The sequence below is a fragment of the Collinsella sp. CLA-AA-H167 genome, assembly GCF_040095305.1.
GTDB lineage: Bacteria > Actinomycetota > Coriobacteriia > Coriobacteriales > Coriobacteriaceae > Collinsella.
The window spans coordinates 25,398-40,904 of the sequence record NZ_JBBNGA010000003.1; the positions used below are offsets into that span (position 1 = coordinate 25,398).

Annotated in this window: 16 protein-coding genes and 5 tRNA genes; 1 reads left to right on the forward strand and 20 read right to left on the reverse strand. The window is 59.1% G+C overall.

Features of this window, described 5'->3' with window-relative positions:
* The 5 genes from AAAT03_RS03060 to serS form a co-directional block, all read right to left on the reverse strand.
* Nucleotides 1–77: transfer RNA gene (locus AAAT03_RS03060), tRNA-Arg, on the reverse strand.
* Nucleotides 78–265: 188 nt separating this feature from the next.
* Nucleotides 266–342 (reverse strand) — tRNA-Arg (locus AAAT03_RS03065).
* A gap of 354 nt (nt 343–696) precedes the next feature.
* Nucleotides 697–773: transfer RNA gene (locus tag AAAT03_RS03070), tRNA-Arg, on the reverse strand.
* A 77-nt stretch (nt 774–850) separates the two neighbouring features.
* A complete protein-coding gene (locus AAAT03_RS03075; protein WP_117583806.1) occupies nt 851–1,228 on the reverse strand; it encodes a hypothetical protein in 378 nt (125 codons plus the stop codon).
* A 171-nt stretch (nt 1,229–1,399) separates the two neighbouring features.
* On the reverse strand, nt 1,400–2,683 hold the full coding sequence (serS, locus tag AAAT03_RS03080) for a serine--tRNA ligase (protein WP_117637377.1): 1,284 nt from the start codon (nt 2,681–2,683) through the stop codon (nt 1,400–1,402).
* A 111-nt stretch (nt 2,684–2,794) separates the two neighbouring features.
* Here serS and AAAT03_RS03085 point away from each other — a divergent pair, with 111 nt between their 5' ends.
* Nucleotides 2,795–2,968 (forward strand): DUF6724 family protein, encoded by a 174-nt coding sequence (locus AAAT03_RS03085; protein WP_006235069.1) that lies wholly within the window; start codon nt 2,795–2,797, stop codon nt 2,966–2,968.
* 157 nt (nt 2,969–3,125) lie between these two features.
* Here the strand turns inward: AAAT03_RS03085 and proC are convergent, their stop codons facing one another.
* The 15 genes from proC to AAAT03_RS03160 form a co-directional block, all read right to left on the reverse strand.
* Nucleotides 3,126–3,896, reverse strand: coding sequence for a pyrroline-5-carboxylate reductase (gene proC / locus AAAT03_RS03090; RefSeq protein ID WP_349102570.1), 771 nt, complete (start codon nt 3,894–3,896; stop codon nt 3,126–3,128).
* Nucleotides 3,897–3,969: 73 nt separating this feature from the next.
* Nucleotides 3,970–4,440, reverse strand: coding sequence for a 23S rRNA (pseudouridine(1915)-N(3))-methyltransferase RlmH (rlmH, locus tag AAAT03_RS03095; protein WP_349102571.1), 471 nt, complete (start codon nt 4,438–4,440; stop codon nt 3,970–3,972).
* A gap of 6 nt (nt 4,441–4,446) precedes the next feature.
* Nucleotides 4,447–5,385: an SPFH domain-containing protein gene (locus tag AAAT03_RS03100; protein ID WP_349102572.1), complete on the reverse strand. Its 939-nt coding sequence runs from the start codon at nt 5,383–5,385 to the stop codon at nt 4,447–4,449.
* 288 nt (nt 5,386–5,673) lie between these two features.
* Nucleotides 5,674–5,760, reverse strand: a tRNA-Leu gene (locus tag AAAT03_RS03105).
* Nucleotides 5,761–5,803: 43 nt separating this feature from the next.
* Nucleotides 5,804–6,721 (reverse strand): TatD family hydrolase, encoded by a 918-nt coding sequence (locus tag AAAT03_RS03110; protein ID WP_117773213.1) that lies wholly within the window; start codon nt 6,719–6,721, stop codon nt 5,804–5,806.
* Entirely contained in the window at nt 6,711–7,571 is an 861-nt protein-coding gene (rsmA, locus tag AAAT03_RS03115; RefSeq protein ID WP_117628985.1) for a 16S rRNA (adenine(1518)-N(6)/adenine(1519)-N(6))-dimethyltransferase RsmA, read from the reverse strand. Before rsmA ends, AAAT03_RS03110 begins: the two co-directional genes overlap by 11 nt.
* Before the next feature lie 110 nt (nt 7,572–7,681).
* Nucleotides 7,682–9,283 carry a methionine--tRNA ligase gene (gene metG, locus AAAT03_RS03120; RefSeq protein ID WP_089572678.1) on the reverse strand — a complete coding sequence of 534 codons (1,602 nt, stop codon included), beginning with the start codon at nt 9,281–9,283 and terminating at the stop codon, nt 7,682–7,684.
* Nucleotides 9,284–9,352: 69 nt separating this feature from the next.
* Entirely contained in the window at nt 9,353–10,231 is an 879-nt protein-coding gene (gene rsmI, locus AAAT03_RS03125) for a 16S rRNA (cytidine(1402)-2'-O)-methyltransferase (RefSeq protein WP_117773215.1), read from the reverse strand.
* Nucleotides 10,232–10,237: 6 nt separating this feature from the next.
* Complete coding sequence (locus AAAT03_RS03130) at nt 10,238–11,299, reverse strand: cellulase family glycosylhydrolase (protein ID WP_055309641.1); 1,062 nt, start codon at nt 11,297–11,299, stop codon at nt 10,238–10,240.
* 482 nt (nt 11,300–11,781) lie between these two features.
* Nucleotides 11,782–11,854 (reverse strand) — tRNA-Phe (locus tag AAAT03_RS03135).
* A gap of 123 nt (nt 11,855–11,977) precedes the next feature.
* The gene (locus AAAT03_RS03140; RefSeq protein ID WP_349102573.1) at nt 11,978–12,262 is read right to left on the reverse strand and encodes a hypothetical protein; all 285 of its coding nucleotides are present in this window, start codon (nt 12,260–12,262) and stop codon (nt 11,978–11,980) included.
* Entirely contained in the window at nt 12,237–12,527 is a 291-nt protein-coding gene (locus AAAT03_RS03145; RefSeq protein ID WP_117773219.1) for a hypothetical protein, read from the reverse strand. Before AAAT03_RS03145 ends, AAAT03_RS03140 begins: the two co-directional genes overlap by 26 nt.
* Before the next feature lie 58 nt (nt 12,528–12,585).
* The gene (locus tag AAAT03_RS03150) at nt 12,586–12,945 is read right to left on the reverse strand and encodes a DUF192 domain-containing protein (RefSeq protein ID WP_231500755.1); all 360 of its coding nucleotides are present in this window, start codon (nt 12,943–12,945) and stop codon (nt 12,586–12,588) included.
* Entirely contained in the window at nt 12,942–13,418 is a 477-nt protein-coding gene (locus AAAT03_RS03155; protein WP_117773223.1) for a hypothetical protein, read from the reverse strand. Before AAAT03_RS03155 ends, AAAT03_RS03150 begins: the two co-directional genes overlap by 4 nt.
* The gene (locus AAAT03_RS03160) at nt 13,418–15,478 is read right to left on the reverse strand and encodes a hypothetical protein (protein ID WP_349102574.1); all 2,061 of its coding nucleotides are present in this window, start codon (nt 15,476–15,478) and stop codon (nt 13,418–13,420) included. Before AAAT03_RS03160 ends, AAAT03_RS03155 begins: the two co-directional genes overlap by 1 nt.
* Nucleotides 15,479–15,507: the final 29 nt, after the last annotated feature.

Genomic DNA, 15,507 nt, shown 5'->3' on the forward strand with positions numbered 1-15,507 from the left:
TGGTGCGGCGTATAGGATTCGAACCTATGACGTTCTGATTCGTAGTCAGACCCTCTATCCAGCTGAGGTAACGCCGCGACTTGTTGATTATTATGCACATGGACTGAATAATCGTCAAGCGTTTTTCAAAAAAAGTTATCGAATTTGATTTTTAATCATTTGATGCAGTCGATCGACTCGATACTTTCAAACACGGCGAAAGCAACTCCTCAAGTATGTCGATATATAAGAAAAGCCTCCGTTACCGGAGGCTTTAAAGTTCAGTTGGTGCGGCGTATAGGATTCGAACCTATGACGTTCTGATTCGTAGTCAGACCCTCTATCCAGCTGAGGTAACGCCGCAACGCACGGATTATTATGCACGCGAGCCCCCGATGGGTCAAGCGACAATTAGAAAAAATTTTACGGAGTGATAATTAAGTTGTTCGTGCCTCGATCGAGGTTCGAATCCATGCGGTGTTGCCATAAAAGAAAAGCCCCCGTTGCCGGAGGCTTTCAATTTCAATTGGTGCGGCGTATAGGATTCCGCGCATCCGCTGCGCGGATCCGCACCGGCTTCGCCCGCCTGCCGGCGCGCTCGCCCGCGGGCTAAAACGCTCCGCGTTTTCTTGACGCCCGCGCCTCGACCGAGGTTCGAATCCATGCGGTGGCAGCATAAAAGAAAAGCCCCCGTTGCCGGAGGCTTTCAATTTCAATTGGTGCGGCGTATAGGATTCGAACCTATGACGTTCTGATTCGTAGTCAGACCCTCTATCCAGCTGAGGTAACGCCGCAGCGCAAAACATATAAAACCACTTTAGCTTATTGGAGTCAAGCGCAATCTCAAACTTTTTTGTGGAACGCAGTTTTGTCATGCTGCTCCGCATATACCGTCGTTCCCCGTACGATCGATTGGCTTTTCGATCACGTCAAACTTAGCATCAAGTTCCCTCAGGAGCGATCTCACCCGCTGGGCACAATCATAATCGGCAAACGAGATACTCAACATGCGAGCAACCTGGTTAGATGTCCGGACCCCATAGAAATGCTCCAGGGCCACAAGCCCCTCGTGCGCCACAAACGTCTCAACCACATGCGGCGACTCCTCGTAGCACCATTGGGTCAACGGACCCTCGCTCGTCTGTCGAACCACCAGGCCACCCATGCCAGACGGCTCACACGTCACAAGCAGGTACTCCCCGCCCTCGTCGCTCTCAAACAAAACCACCCGATCATCAAACAGCTCCATCGCGTCCCCTTTCTCTCGCTCTTATTTAGCAAAAGCATAACAGGTAGATGGCTGTATACAGAACAGTTGTTCGTGTGTTTTCTATTGAGCTGTCCGCACAGCATGGTATGGCCGCACACAAAAAGGGCACCCCAAAAAGGAGTGCCCTAGCAAATCGCTTATGCAGCCAATCTACGCGACCGGCTCGATCTTCTCGAGGCCGCCCATGTAGGGGCGCAGAACCTCGGGGATCGTGATGGTGCCGTCAGCGTTCTGGTAGTTCTCCAGAATGGCTGCCATGGTACGGCCAGCCGGCAGACCGGAACCGTTGAGGGTGTGCAGATAGCGCGAACCCTTGAAGTTCTCGGGGTCGCGATACTTGATGTTGGCGCGACGGGCCTGGAAGTCACCGCAGTTGGAGCAGGAGCTGATCTCCTTGTAGGCGTTGTAGCTCGGCAGCCAGACCTCGACGTCGTAGGTCTGACGGGCAGAGAAGCCCAGGTCGCCGGTGCACAGGCTAATCACGCGATACGGAAGACCCAGCTGCTGCAGCAGGAACTCGGCCTCGGCGGTCATGCTCTCGAGCTCCTCGTCGGACTCCTCCGGCTTGGCAAACTTGACCATCTCGACCTTGTCGAACTCGTGCTGGCGAATGATGCCGCGGGTATCGCGACCAGCGGAGCCGGCCTCCTCGCGGAAGCAGGGGGTGAAGGCGGTGTAGCGGCGCGGCAGGGTATCGGCGTCGAGGACCTCACCGGCGTGCAGGTTGGTGAGCACGACCTCGGCGGTGGGGATCAGGAAGTTGTCGCCCGAGACGTGATAGGCGTCGTCCTCGAACTTGGGCAGCTGGCCCGTGCCGAACATGGTCTGACGCTTGACGACGATGGGCGGCCACCACTCCTTAAAACCACGGCTGGTGTGCGTATCGAGGAAGAAGTTGATGAGGGCGCGCTCAAGACGGGCGCCGGCGCCACCGAGAACGGTGAAGCGGCTGCCGGAGAGCTTGTTGCCGCGCTCGAAGTCAAGGATGTCGAGGTCGGTGCCCAGATCCCAGTGCGGCTTAAAGTCGAAGTCGAACTCGCGCGGGGTGCCCCAACGACGGCGCTCGATGTTCTCGTCCTCGTCCTTGCCGTACGGCGTGGCCTCGCAAGGAATGTTGGGCAGGTGAGCCATGAAGTCGTACTGCTCCTGCTCGAGGGCGGTGCGGCGCTCGGCCAGACCGTCAATCTTCTCGTTGACGGCGCGCACGGCCTCTTTGGCGGCCTCGGCCTCGTCCTTCTTGCCCTCCTTCATCAGGGCGCCGATCTTCTTGGACTCGGCATTGCGCGTGGCTTGAAGTTCCTCGACCTCGGTGATGACGGCACGACGCTCGTCGTCGAGCTCAAAGAACTTCTCGCGATCCCAAGACGTCTGGCGGTTAGCCATGGCGACATCGATGGCATCGGGGTTCTCGCGAACAAACTTGATATCAAGCATTAGATCCTCCGGCGATATACATTCCATTTAGGTTGCAACCTTGTACATGTATGGGCAAGTATATACTTATGAGCGTTTACGACCCAACCCAACTACGCAAGAAGGCACCCAATGGACGCAGTTTTTTCCTTTTTGTTTGGCACCCGCACCGGTTTTGCCATCCTTTTCGCCGGCGGCATCCTGCTGTTTGCGATTCTTGCCTTTGTAATGGAGAAGCGCACCCATAAGATGTACGTCGACCGCGGCCCCAAGTCCGAGGACGAAGAAGACAGCTTCTGGGACTAACCTGCCATTTAGGGACAAGTTTATTTTGGTCGGTTTTATCTGGTCAAACGCAAGCGCCCCGCAACTGGAATTGAGCCAGTTGCGGGGCGCTTTTTGCTCAAGATACAAAACCGCAGGAAAAACCTGCCAAAATAAACCTGTCCTTAAAAAGCAGGTTTTACTGGAGGGTGGCGTCGATGGCCTTGACCAGGGCGCTGCGCATGCCGGCGCCCTCGAGCGCGACGACGCCCTTGATGGTGGCACCGCCGGGCGAGCATACGGCATCCTTCATCGCCGCAGGATGCTGACCGGTTGCAAGCTGCAGCTTTGCCGTGCCCAGCACCATCTGGCTCACAATGCGATAGGCATCGGCGCGCGGGATACCGTGCTTGACGGCCGCGTCGCCCAGGGCCTCAATCGCCATGGCGACAAATGCCGGTGCGCAACCGCCCACGGTACCGCCCACAAACAGCAGGCTCGTGTCGAGCTCGACGACGGTGCCAAGCTTACCGAGCAGGTCGAGCACAACAGCACGTTGCTCGTCGCTGAGCGTAGAGGACTTCTCGCAGGCGATAACGCCCTCGCCCACCGAAACCGGTGTGTTGGGCACCGTCGAAATATGTGCGACACCCGGCAGGACCTGCTCCCACTTGGCGCTATCCCAAGTCCAGGCGACCGAAAGGACAACCTTATCGGCAAGGGTTTCTTTGAGCGGAGCGAAGACCTTCTCAATCATGTATGGCTTGACCGCAGCAACCACGATATCGGATGCGGCGACAACCTCTGCCGCATCGCGACAGGCGACCATCCCACGCGCTTCGCAACGCTCAACCAAGGCGTCGTAGCGACCCGCGCAGGCGCACATATCGCTCGCAACCACACCGGCGGCGATCCAGCCATCGGCCATAGCGCTCGCCATATTGCCAAAACCGACAAATCCAATCTTCATATCCCATAGTCCTCTCAGACACGCTCTTCAAAACGAAGGCTATTGTCCCACGGCATTGTTTCGTATTGCCGACCTATTTGTGATACGGCTCGTCACGGCTGATCTTGCAGGCGCGGTAGATTTGTTCCAGCAGCACCACGCGCGCCAAGTTATGCGGCAAGGTAATGCGTCCAAAGCTGAGCATCTCGTCGGCTCGTGCGCGCACGTCATCGCTCACGCCGTCCGATCCGCCAATCACAAAGGCGATGTCGCTGTTACCACGTAGCATAAGATCATCGAGCCGCGCCGAAAGCTCCTCGCTCGAGCGCTCTTTGCCCTCAATGGCCAGCAAGATCACATGCGCTCGAGGCGGCAGGGCAGCAAGAATCGCCGCCCCCTCCTTGTCGCGCGCGGCATCCACGCCGCCCGCCTTGGCCGGATCGATATCGGCAACCTCGCGTATATCCACCTTGGCATAGGCGCCTAGACGCTTGGTGTACTCAGCGCACGCGTCCTTCCAAAAGCGCTCTTTGAGCTTGCCAACGCAAACAACGGTATATTTCACGCGCGTCTACTCCTTCGACTCGTTCTGAACTTTGTCGGCGGTCAGCATCTGCTCGAACATCGAGGCCGACTGCGAGAAATCACTCGGCAGCACGACCGTCGAGGTTTTGCCCGTGCGAGCGAACTCCGTCATCATCTCGGACCACTGCGTAAACATGAACAGTTGGTTGGCCTCGTCATTGCCGACACCCGTCTCCTGGATGATCTCGAGCGAATCTTTGATACCCAGCGCGATGGCCTTGCGCTGGTTGGCGATGCCCTCGCCCGCCTTTTCCATAGCCTCGGCCTCGGCGGTCGCCTCGGTGACGCGCTTGATGCGATCGGCCTCGGCGAGCTCCTGTGCCGCAGCGCGCTTGCGCTGGGCGGCGTTGATGTCGTTCATGGAGTTCTCAACCTCGGTCGGCAGTGCGATTTTGGTGATGAGCGTCGACACGAGGGTGAAGCCGTAGGCGGCCATCTGCTCGGAAACGGTAGCGTTGACATCCTTGGCGATGTCATCCTTCTTGGCAAAGACCTCATCGAGTGTGTAGACGGGGATGGAGGAGCGCAGGGCGTCGGTGATGAAGTCGCGCATCTGGTCGACGGGCTCCTGCAGCATATAGTAGCTCTTGTAGATGCCCGAATCTGCCGGGCCGGCGCCCATGTCATAGCTCACGTGGTACTGAGCGGAGACCTCAAGGCCAATGGTCACGTTGTCCTGGGTCTTAACGTCGATGCCAAAACCATTTTTCATGGTGCGCAGACTCACCGTGGCGGCCTTGCGGTCGATCACGGGCACCTTCACGTGGAAGCCCGCGTTGACGATACGATTGAACTTACCCAAGCGCTCGATGATCACAGCGTGCTGCTGCTCAACGACGTAGCAGGCGTTGGGGAGCAGCAACAACAGGATGATGATGGGAATCAAAAGGCTGGTAAGGGCGGCGATGATACCGGAAAACAGCATGGTCTCTCCTCTGATAGGCACACGTTGGCATTAGGATACCCGTCCAAGGAGATCGTGCATAACAAAAAAGCTCCCATTGCTGGGAGCTCTTTCAATCCATGGTGCGGGCGAAAGGACGTCCGCGTATCCGCTTCGCGGATCCGCACCGGCCTCGGCCGCCTGCCGGCGTCCTCGCCAGCTCGCTAAAAACGCTCCGCGTTTTCTTTACGCTCGCTCCTTCACAGGTTCAAGTCCCTGCGATGAGCACATAACAAAAAAGCTCCCATTGCTGGGAGCTCTTTCATTTAATGGTGCGGGCGAAAGGACTTGAACCTTCATGGGGTTGCCCCCATACGGACCTGAACCGTACGCGTCTGCCAATTCCGCCACGCCCGCGTGCAGGAATTAGAATAACGGAGCGTCACCGCGAACGCAAGAACTATTTTTGAAAAAGTTTGCAGGCATTTTCCCAAGCGGCATGCGCGATTGTTTCGGCGTCCTCACCAGTGCGATCGACACGGTCGTTAACCAGCGCGTTTGCCGTAATGGAGATCATTGCGGGCTCGCATTCAAGACCGCGGATGGGCTCCGGAGCCATATACGGGCAATCCGTCTCGAACAAAATTCGATCGAGTGGGGTTGCCGCAAATGCCTCGCGCACGTCTTCGTTGCGCTTAAAGGTGGCCGCACCACCATAGGCGATATAGCAGCCCAGCTCCACAAAGCGCTCCATCGTGGCGCGGTCCTCGCCAAAGCAGTGCAGCACACAACCGACCTGGGGCACGCCCACCTCACGAAGCACGTTGTACGCATCCATATGCGAGGTGCGCTCCCCATCCGAGTCCTCGTGCCGCAGGTGCAACTCCACCGGCACATTGCAGCGCATGGCGACTTCGAGCTGACGTGCCATGCAATCAATCTGCACGCTGTGGGGCGCCGGCGCGATATCGTCGTCATAGTCCATGTGGTAGTCCAGACCGATTTCGCCAATACCGGCGCACAAAGGGTCATCAAGCGCAGCAACAACCTGTGCGTGAACGTCGTCGGTATAGTCCGGCGCGCCATACGGATGCACGCCGGCAAGATACTTGATCTGCGGGATATCCTGCATCGGCAGAATCTCGCGCACGAGCCAGTCGCTATAGTCCGTCACGCTGCGCTTATCGGCAATGGGATCGAAGACCGTCACCAACAGGTCGATGCCTGCCGCCTTGGCACGCACGAGTGTCTCGGGCACATCCTTGCCCCAGAACGAAAGCAGATGCGCATGTGTGTCGGCAAGCGGTGCTAAGGGCACGGGACAAGCAACCGTCTTCTTTTTTTTGGTAAACGTCACGCGTTCGGCATTAAGCGTCATGGGAAAGCTCCCGGGCCAGACGGACAAAGTCGGCAACATCGAGCGTCTCGGCGCGCGTGGTGGGTGCGATACCGCAAGCCTCAAAGGCGGCATCGAGCACGTCCTTGGCAAAGCCGTTGGCGCTCATGGAATTGCGGATGGTCTTGCGACGCTGAGCAAATGCAGCATCAATCACGCGGGCCACAAATTCGCGATCGAGTCCTTCGGGCACCACACCGTCAACACGGTCGATACGCACGACGGCCGAGTCCACGTGTGGCGCCGGCATAAAGCAACGCGGCGGCACCTCAAAGCGACCCGTTACCTGCGCATACAGGCCAAGCTTTGCCGTATAGCCGCCATAGGTCTTGTTGCCCGGCACTGCGGCAATGCGATCGGCAACCTCCTTTTGCACCATGACGACGGCGCGCTTGAGCGCCGGCATCGTCTGGAAAAATTGCAAAATGATCGTCGCCGCCACGTTATAGGGCAAGTTCGCGACAAATACCGTCGGCTCACCGCCCGCAGCCTGCTCAATCTGCTCCGGGCCCACCTTAAGCGCGTCGCCCATGATAAAGCGGAAGTTGGCATAGTCGGCGGCGTGGGCGTCGAGCACCGGTTCGAGCTCAGGATCGGCCTCAATGGACGTAACGCACGCCGCTTCCTGCAGCAACGCAAGTGTCAACGTACCGCAACCCGGACCCACCTCGAGTACGCGCTCGTCACCTGCAAGCTCGGCAAGCTCGCAGATACGCTCGATCACATGATTGTCGATTAGAAAGTTCTGGCCCAGGCGATGCTTGGTCGCAAGGCCAAACTCCTCCAGCAGCTCCCTTGTTGCCGTGGGGTTTGCCAAAGGCGAAGTTGTCATAGTTGCCTCCTTAGCATGATGGCGGCGTCTTGAAACGAAAGGGCATGGACCGTTGCGGCCATGCCCTTACATCTAAACAGCAAATTGCCGATATGGCGCTCGCGCGGTCTCTACGCCAGACGCGGGAACAGCGGATCGCCCTTCTCGACGGGCTGACCACCAGCAAGCAGGCCCCAAGCGCAAATGCCCTTGAGGTCGTCGGTCGCGGCCTCGTTCTCGCAGGACAGGCGGCGCAGGGCCTCGGCAGAGGTCTGAGGCATGAGCGGCATCAGCAGGTGAGCGGCAATGCGGATGGCCTCGAGCAGGTTGTAGATCACAAACGCCAGCTCGTCAGCCTTGGCCTCGTCCTTGGCAAGTGCCCAGGGCTCGGAGTCCTCGATGTAGTGGTTGGCGGCGTGGATGAGCTCCATGACCTCATCCTTGGCTCCGCCGTAATCGAGCACGTCCATCTTGGCCATGTAGCGGTCGACCAGGCCATCGGCGATCTTTGCCAGCGGGTTGTCGAACGCATCGAACGATGCGGGCTTGGCGGGCGCGCAACCGTCAAAGTACTTGCCGCTCATGTTGAGCGAACGCGAGATAAGGTTGCCCCAGCTGTTGGCCAGGTCGGCGTTGTAGACCTGCTCCATGCGATCGAAGCTGATGGCGCCGTCGGTACCGGGAACGACATCGGTCATAAAGTAGTAGCGATAGCCCTCGACGCCCAGCATGTCGATAACATCCTGCGGAGCGATGGCGTTACCGCGGCTCTTGGACATCTTCTCGGCCTTGCCGGTCTCGGCATTGCGCACGGTCAGGAAGCCGTGGGCAAAGACGTGCTCGGGCAGGGCCTCGCCGATGGCCATGAGCATGGCGGGCCAAATGACGCAGTGGAAGCGGATGATGTCCTTACCCACGATGTGGAACTGCGCGGGCCAGCGATAGGCCAGCTCGGCACGCGCCTCGTCGGTGTCGACACCGTAGCCGACGGCCGTCATATAGTTGAGCAGCGCGTCAAACCATACATAGGTCACATGGCCCTCGTCAAACGGAACCTGGATGCCCCAGTCAAAGCTCGTGCGACTCACGGAAAGGTCGTTGAGGCCGCCCTCGACAAAGCTGCGAACCTCGTTCATGCGGAACGCAGGCTCGACAAAGTCGGGGTGCTCGTCATAGAGCTTGAGAAGCTTGTCCTGGAAGGCGGAAAGCTTAAAGAAGTAGGACTCCTCCTGGACGCGCTCAAGCGGACGGTGGCAGTCGGGGCATAGATGCTGGCCGACGCTGCCGTACTCCTCGTCGCCCTTCTGGACCTGCGTATCGGTGAAGTAGGTCTCGTCAGGCACGCAATACCAACCGTCGTAGCTGCCCTTATACAGATAGCCGGACTCCTTCATGCGCTCCCACAGGTACTGCACGGCATGATGCTGGCGCGGCTCGGTGGTGCGGATGAAGTCGTCGTTGGAGATCTCGAGCTTGCTCCAAAGCTCCTTGAAGTGCGGAGCCTGGCTGTCGGTCCACTCCTGCGGCGTCATGCCATGCTTGGCTGCGGCCTCGGCGACCTTCTCGCCGTGCTCGTCCATGCCGGTCAGGAACTTGACGTTATAGCCGGCGGAGCGGCGATAGCGAGCCTGAACGTCGGCGATGATGGTGGAATAAGCCGTGCCCAGGTGCGGATCGGCGTTGACGTAGTAGATGGGCGTCGTGATAAAGAACGAAGGCTTGCTTTGATCCATGGGGTTTGTCCTCCAGAAAAACGTTGCATACAGGGGATGATTCTAGCGCAAGGGCTGGATATCCTCCATCTATTGCATATCGAGCACCATGGCATAGACATCGCGCTTGCGGCGCGAATACTTCTGAGACAGGCGCTTGGCCACCGCAGAGGCGGGCTCCCCCTCCTCGAGCGCGGTGCGGATATCCTCGCGCAGGGCATCGTCGGGATCCGCTACCGCAGCGCCAACCGGCGCGATGCCGGCCTCCTCGTCCTCGCTCGGCGGCGCGATGACCAGCGCAATCTCGCCCTTTACCTCGCCGCGAGCACGCAGCTCCTCGGCAAGCTGGTCAGCGAGCCCGCGCAAGACCTCCTCGTGCAGCTTGGTGAGTTCGCGGCAGACGGCAAGCTCACGCTGGGGAAAGACCTCCGCCACGGCCTCGAGCGTCGCCACGATGCGATGTGGAGACTCGTAGAAGATGAGTGCGCCGGGCACCACGGCAAGGCGCTGCAAACGGCGCACACGGTCGCCGTGCTTTCGGCCCAAAAAGCCCTCGAAGAAAAAATGCTCGCAGGGAATGCCGGACGAAACGAGTGCCGTGACGCAAGCAGAGGGTCCGGGAATAACTTCGACAGGCACATCGGCCTCACGCGCCGCCTCGACCAGCGCCTGGCCGGGATCGGACACGCTCGGCATGCCGGCGTCCGAGGCAAAGGCGAGGGTCTCCCCCGCCAGCAGACGGTCGACCAGGCCGGCAGCACGGCTAGCGATCACATTCTCGTCGCAACGGACAAGCGGCTTGGAAATACCCAGGTGCATCAGCAGCTTTGACGTCACACGCGTGTCTTCGCAGCAAATGGCATCGGCGGCGGCAAAAGCCTCGCCAACGCGCGGGGACAGGTCGCCTAGGTTGCCGATGGGCGTGCCGACCACATAGAGTTTGCCCGTATGGGCGCTGTTTTGCGTCATATCAACCTATTCAATCATGCCGCGCTCGAGCGTACCGAGCGCCGCGCGGGCGTCCCATGCTGCAATGCGCTTCTCGGTCTTCCACGTTTGGAAGAACCAACCGGCAGCCGGCGCAAACGAAGCCAGCTGGTTGGCGATAAACACGCGCTCGTAGGCATTGCGGCCCTCGGGCGTAACCGACGAGTTAGCAAAGATCGCCGCGCCCGACCATTCGCCCACCAGCACGGGGAACCCAGTCGAAATCGCCTCTTTAAGCTCGCGCTTGTTACGCGAAATCGCCGTCGTCAGCCCGCGGGGGCTCGTGATGTCGAGCGCATACTCGTCGCGGTAATGGTACAGGTGAAGGTCCATGTAGACGTTCTTGTACTTGGCGCCGCGCATAAAATGCTTCCACTCGCTGGGATGCCCCGACGACGAGAAGACGACGATCTTATCCTCGGGCATATACGAACGGACGAGCTCGTAGGCATCGCGATAGAAATTGCGCAGGTAGTGAGCGGGAATGCCATCCGTCATGGTGAAGAGGCTCTTGCGAACGCTCATCTGCGGCGTGTCCAGCAGCTCAATGCCCAGCAGGCTCTCGGCCTCGCCATAGCGATCGGCCAAGCGCTCGAGCACGTCGAGTGCGACATGACGGCCGTTGGTGGACGAATGCCACTCGGCAACAGCCTCCGGCGTGGTGGGCGAATCGTTGGAATCGCCCTGGCCACCGGGCACGGTTGCCAGATCGAGCAGCACGCGGATGTCGTATTTGGCAGCCCACTCAATTGCGCGGTCGATGTAATCGACAACCGATATGTAGGAGGCATCGGACTCCTGTGAGCCAAAGGCATACCAGGGCACCGGCAGACGCACGGCATTGAGACCGATCTGCGCCATGCGACGAAAATCGTCCTCGCTCACAAACGTCTCGTAATGGCGGCGCATGCGCTCGTTATAGGCGGCGGTACCCATGGCCTCCTGTAGCTCGGCCGCGTTGGATGCACCGGTCGCCGCGTACAGCGACGGGGTCACCCAAGGCTCGGGAATAAACCAGCCAGAGAGATTAACGCCGAGTATCCTCTCCATCACTGCCCCCTTCGGATCATGCAGGTCGAACCCGCATCGTATTGCATAGGATAAGTATCGTTTTGAGTATACCCGCGTGTGCGGACAGGCGACCGAACGGTCTGTAAAGTGACGCGAAAGTGGGAGGAATGTCTGGGGCGGGCGGGCTCGGAATGGTGCGACGAGGTGTGTACGCGCGCCGGAGGCAGGCACCGGAAAGTGTGTCCCGTTCTGAGCCCTTATTCTGGGACGCAGTTTCCGCAGAACCCTACATAAAAGAAAAGGACCCCTTTGCAGAGGTCCTAGTCAATTCAAGGTGGCGGGGAAGGGAATCGCGTCCGCGCGCTGCGCGGACGGACCGCTGCGGCGCTTACGCGCCTTGCGAGCTGCGCTGGCAAACGCTTACGCGTTTACTCAGCTCCGCGCCCTCACGGGGTTCGATTCCATGTGGGAGCTGCATAAAAGAAAAGGACCCCTTTGCAGAGGTCCTAGTCAATTCAAGGTGGCGGGGAAGGGAATCGAACCCCTGACACGAGGATTTTCAGTCCTCTGCTCTACCAACTGAGCTACCCAGCCATTTGAGGTGTGCCTTGTTTCAAGGCTTGATTAGTATAACCAAGGACGCGTTCCGGTCAACCGAGAATTTTAAAAAAGTTTTTGAGCACAGCCTCGGTTCTTTAAATCGGCACGTCAGAGGCATCAGCCGGCAGCAAGAAGTTTTTCGCTCAGAGCCGCACGGGCAAACTCACTTGGAGTCATCCCCTCGGCAGCCGCCCGTCGACGAATGGCCTCCTTCATTCCCAGAGGAATCTTGACCGACAGCGTTGCCGTCCCCTCACCTGAGAGTGGGGGCCGTCCATGCACGATCTCACCAACGGTGTGTTCGCCATCCGGAAACTCTCCGCGCTCGTACGACTCGCACCACGCGTCAATCATTTCATCCGTTACAACCTGACCATTAGCGGCCGTATACGTCTTGCCCATCATCGACCCCTTTGCCGAGCCCGTTCAATCTCCTGCCAAAATTTCTTCTGGACTGGAGACAAGGCATGAATGATAAGCCCCCACGGACAAGCTCGACCGCGACAAGCTCCACGCTTCGTCCGTCTGGGAGCCATCCAATCGCAAGCCATCTCAGCGGCTCGCCCTTCGGCTCGCGACGAATGCACTCAGTAACCGCAAGCCAAGCGCTAAGCACCTGCTTTTCCGTCAGGTGCTTTTTAGCGTTGGGATGGATCTCAACATCCATGCATCTTCTCCTCCATCTTACCCAATTTCGTATGACGAAAGTCCGCTGTCGCCAATTCTTAAGCCGGCACGCGTTGGAGAGCAGGGGTCGAAACAATGATTGAAGGACGCTCTAGTACGGCCCAGGCGCCGGGGCAGGAGCACATACGCCAGGGACGTACGTTTTCGTAGCATACGAGGACATAGCCACGTGCATCGATAAAGGCGATATCGATGGGATAGGCCATAAAACACGTATGGACCGAAGAGCAGCGTGGAAACGCCATGACGAGCGGCAAGCCGTTGGCGGCAACCGGATGCCGTCCCAGCATGCCGCGCAGGCGCACGACAAACGACTCCGCCACCACAAACTCCGCCGGCGTCCAACCCAGCCTATTGAGTGCCCGCGCGTAGGCGATGTAGGACGAGACCGCGGTCACATGACCACCCCCGGGCGCCATGGATCGACCGTCACCGCGCGCTCGTGCGACAACGTTGTCGGCGCCCCCAGCGGAACGCCAGCGATGCTGAGAGAAGTCGGCCACGGCTCATAGTGCATGGTGCAGGTGTAGGTCCTAAACGTGCCGGAAAGCGAAAGCAAACCGCCATCCGATGTCGTCGCACCCTGTTCGCTCGAGACCTCGATCAGCAAGTCATAGCCTTCCATGGCATGTTGGATCTGAGCCTGAACGGTCGCGGAAGCATCGATGGAGCTGCCATCGCCCTCCCCGCTCGGCGCCACGGCATGTGCTAGCACGATATCGGGCACCACGCGATCGAAGCGTGCGACCGCACCGGCAAAGACCATGACGTTGTACACGATAAGCGCCAGAACCAGCAGGACGGGCGTGACCACGGCCATCTCGACCGTCGCCTGGGCGCACTCCTCGCACAGGCGCGTGCGGATGCCCATTACGACCCACCGCCCAGGGCACCCGCCAGTGTGGTGACATCGACGGTAAGTGGGATGGAACCGCCGCCGGGCAGCGGAATCTCCGCAAGCGTGAACGTCGTGCCGCTGATGGTGCGCTCGACTTGATATTCCAGCGCTTCGCAAAGCGCCTTGGGATCGGTCACGCCCAACGGAATACTTCGCAGCTTGTCTTGCGCTTGAGAGAGACCGGCAATGTCAGACCCCGGGCTCTTAATGACGTTGGCGGAATCAGTCAGCACCGGCTTTCGCAGGCGCAAGTCGCACGGCTCCAGATCCAACGCCGCCACGGACGCCGAAACGATATCGCCGAGCCACGATGCGATGGAGCCCAACGCGCCGCTGCCCCCTCCTAGGCCTTTAATCATCTCGTCCATAAGTTCGTCGGCCGAACCTTGGATGTCTCCGTATCCCACAAGCAGCCGTCCCCAGACATCCATGACGCCATCGAGTACGCCGGCAACGCCACCCGAGCGTTCCTTCAATGTCGAGAAAAATCGCGAAAGCACGTTGTTTTGCGCCGTCGCCTCATCGGGCGCCAGCACCGCGGCAGAGATGGCACCGCGATCGCCAAGCCTGACTGCCGTGTTAAACGAAGAGTTGAGCTCATCGGGGCTCGAGATGGCACCCGAAACCGCAAAGGCAACCACGCCGTTGCGACCGGGAGGAGCGATACGCGGACGCTCGCCCGAAAGCGCTTTGATGGCCTGGTCAAACGCATTGCTCGCACGGTCGGTCTCGTCTTCGGTCTGACGTTCGAGCTCGAGCTCTTTGTTGCGGCATTCGACGTAGCCTTCCAGGGCGTCTTTAAACTTGTCAAAGTGATACTCGAAGCCGTTTTCGATAGAGGTTGAAGGCGCCGCAACAGCACCAAGCGACGAAACGCCAAAATGGCATTTGCTGCATTTATCCTGTCCATCGTAATCGGCAACCGAAGCAAATCCGCTCGGCGTCCCTTTCTTATAGTTAGGGCAGGTCGTCCCGTAATGCAGATACGCCTTGTCATCGTTCACGCTCGTCGGCCACACCGCATCGGTATAGAGCTCCGTCGCCCGAACCTCATCAGAGTTGCGCGGCAGCAGCGGAATATAGGAGGAAACCCTGTCTCCGTTCTCGGTTATATGTGCCCGATCGACCTCCGCGCTCGCATAGGTATAAAACGCCTTACGCGCCGCAGACTCTGCCTTCATCTCGACACTCGAGCCGTGGGGCTTCTCATTTGTCAGACGCCAATGGTAGTAGTCCTTCGCGCGATCAAGGGCAACTTGGGGCTCCCACGTAACGCTCGATGAGTAATGCGGATTTTGAACACCGGAGAGATCCGTTAGGCTTTTCGCACGCTCCCACATGCAAGAACAGCTGCCGACCGAGCCCTTGTCAGACCCACCACAATCCGCCAGCCAAGCACGCTCTTTAGCCTTCGCCGTGTCCTCAGAAGCCTTCCGCAGCTCCTCGGCCGCACCCTCTAAATCATCTGATGTGTCTTTAATGGTATCGGTCGAGATCTCTGACCCTTTGAGCGCAGCGAAGTCAGACTCGGATGTCCTGGGCACGGCAAGCGCCGTACCGGTATAGGTCACACTATCGGTATCCTGCGCCGACACCGCCTGCGTGGCACGCGCGGCGATCAGATACGGCAGGGCCGTCTCGATTTTCTGTAAGCCTTCCGATGCGCTTTTGGCAAACTTGTTGCGCGTTTTAATGATCTCGATCCCGGTGTCGACCATATTGCCGGCAACCGGCTCGGCACCCGGGATGAGGATGGCGACCAGGCCCGTCCCGATCGTGGCAAACCCCGCCAGCCCCAGACTCAAGATGCTCGCATCAACCACCGTGGCAGCCGTGTGATAGGACGACACTACGTTGGCACCCGCCAGCGCGCCACTATCAGCCGCCACCTGGGTATCCCCGGCACGCGACATGCTCCATATCGCCGCGGTCGACGAAAACAACAATGTGAGCACCACTAGGATGACCACGGCAGAAGAAAGCGTGGTATAGGCGCCGTCTTCGATAAACAGATCGACACCGGCTCGACCCATAAAGCCGCCTCGCTTGCGATGGCAGCTCG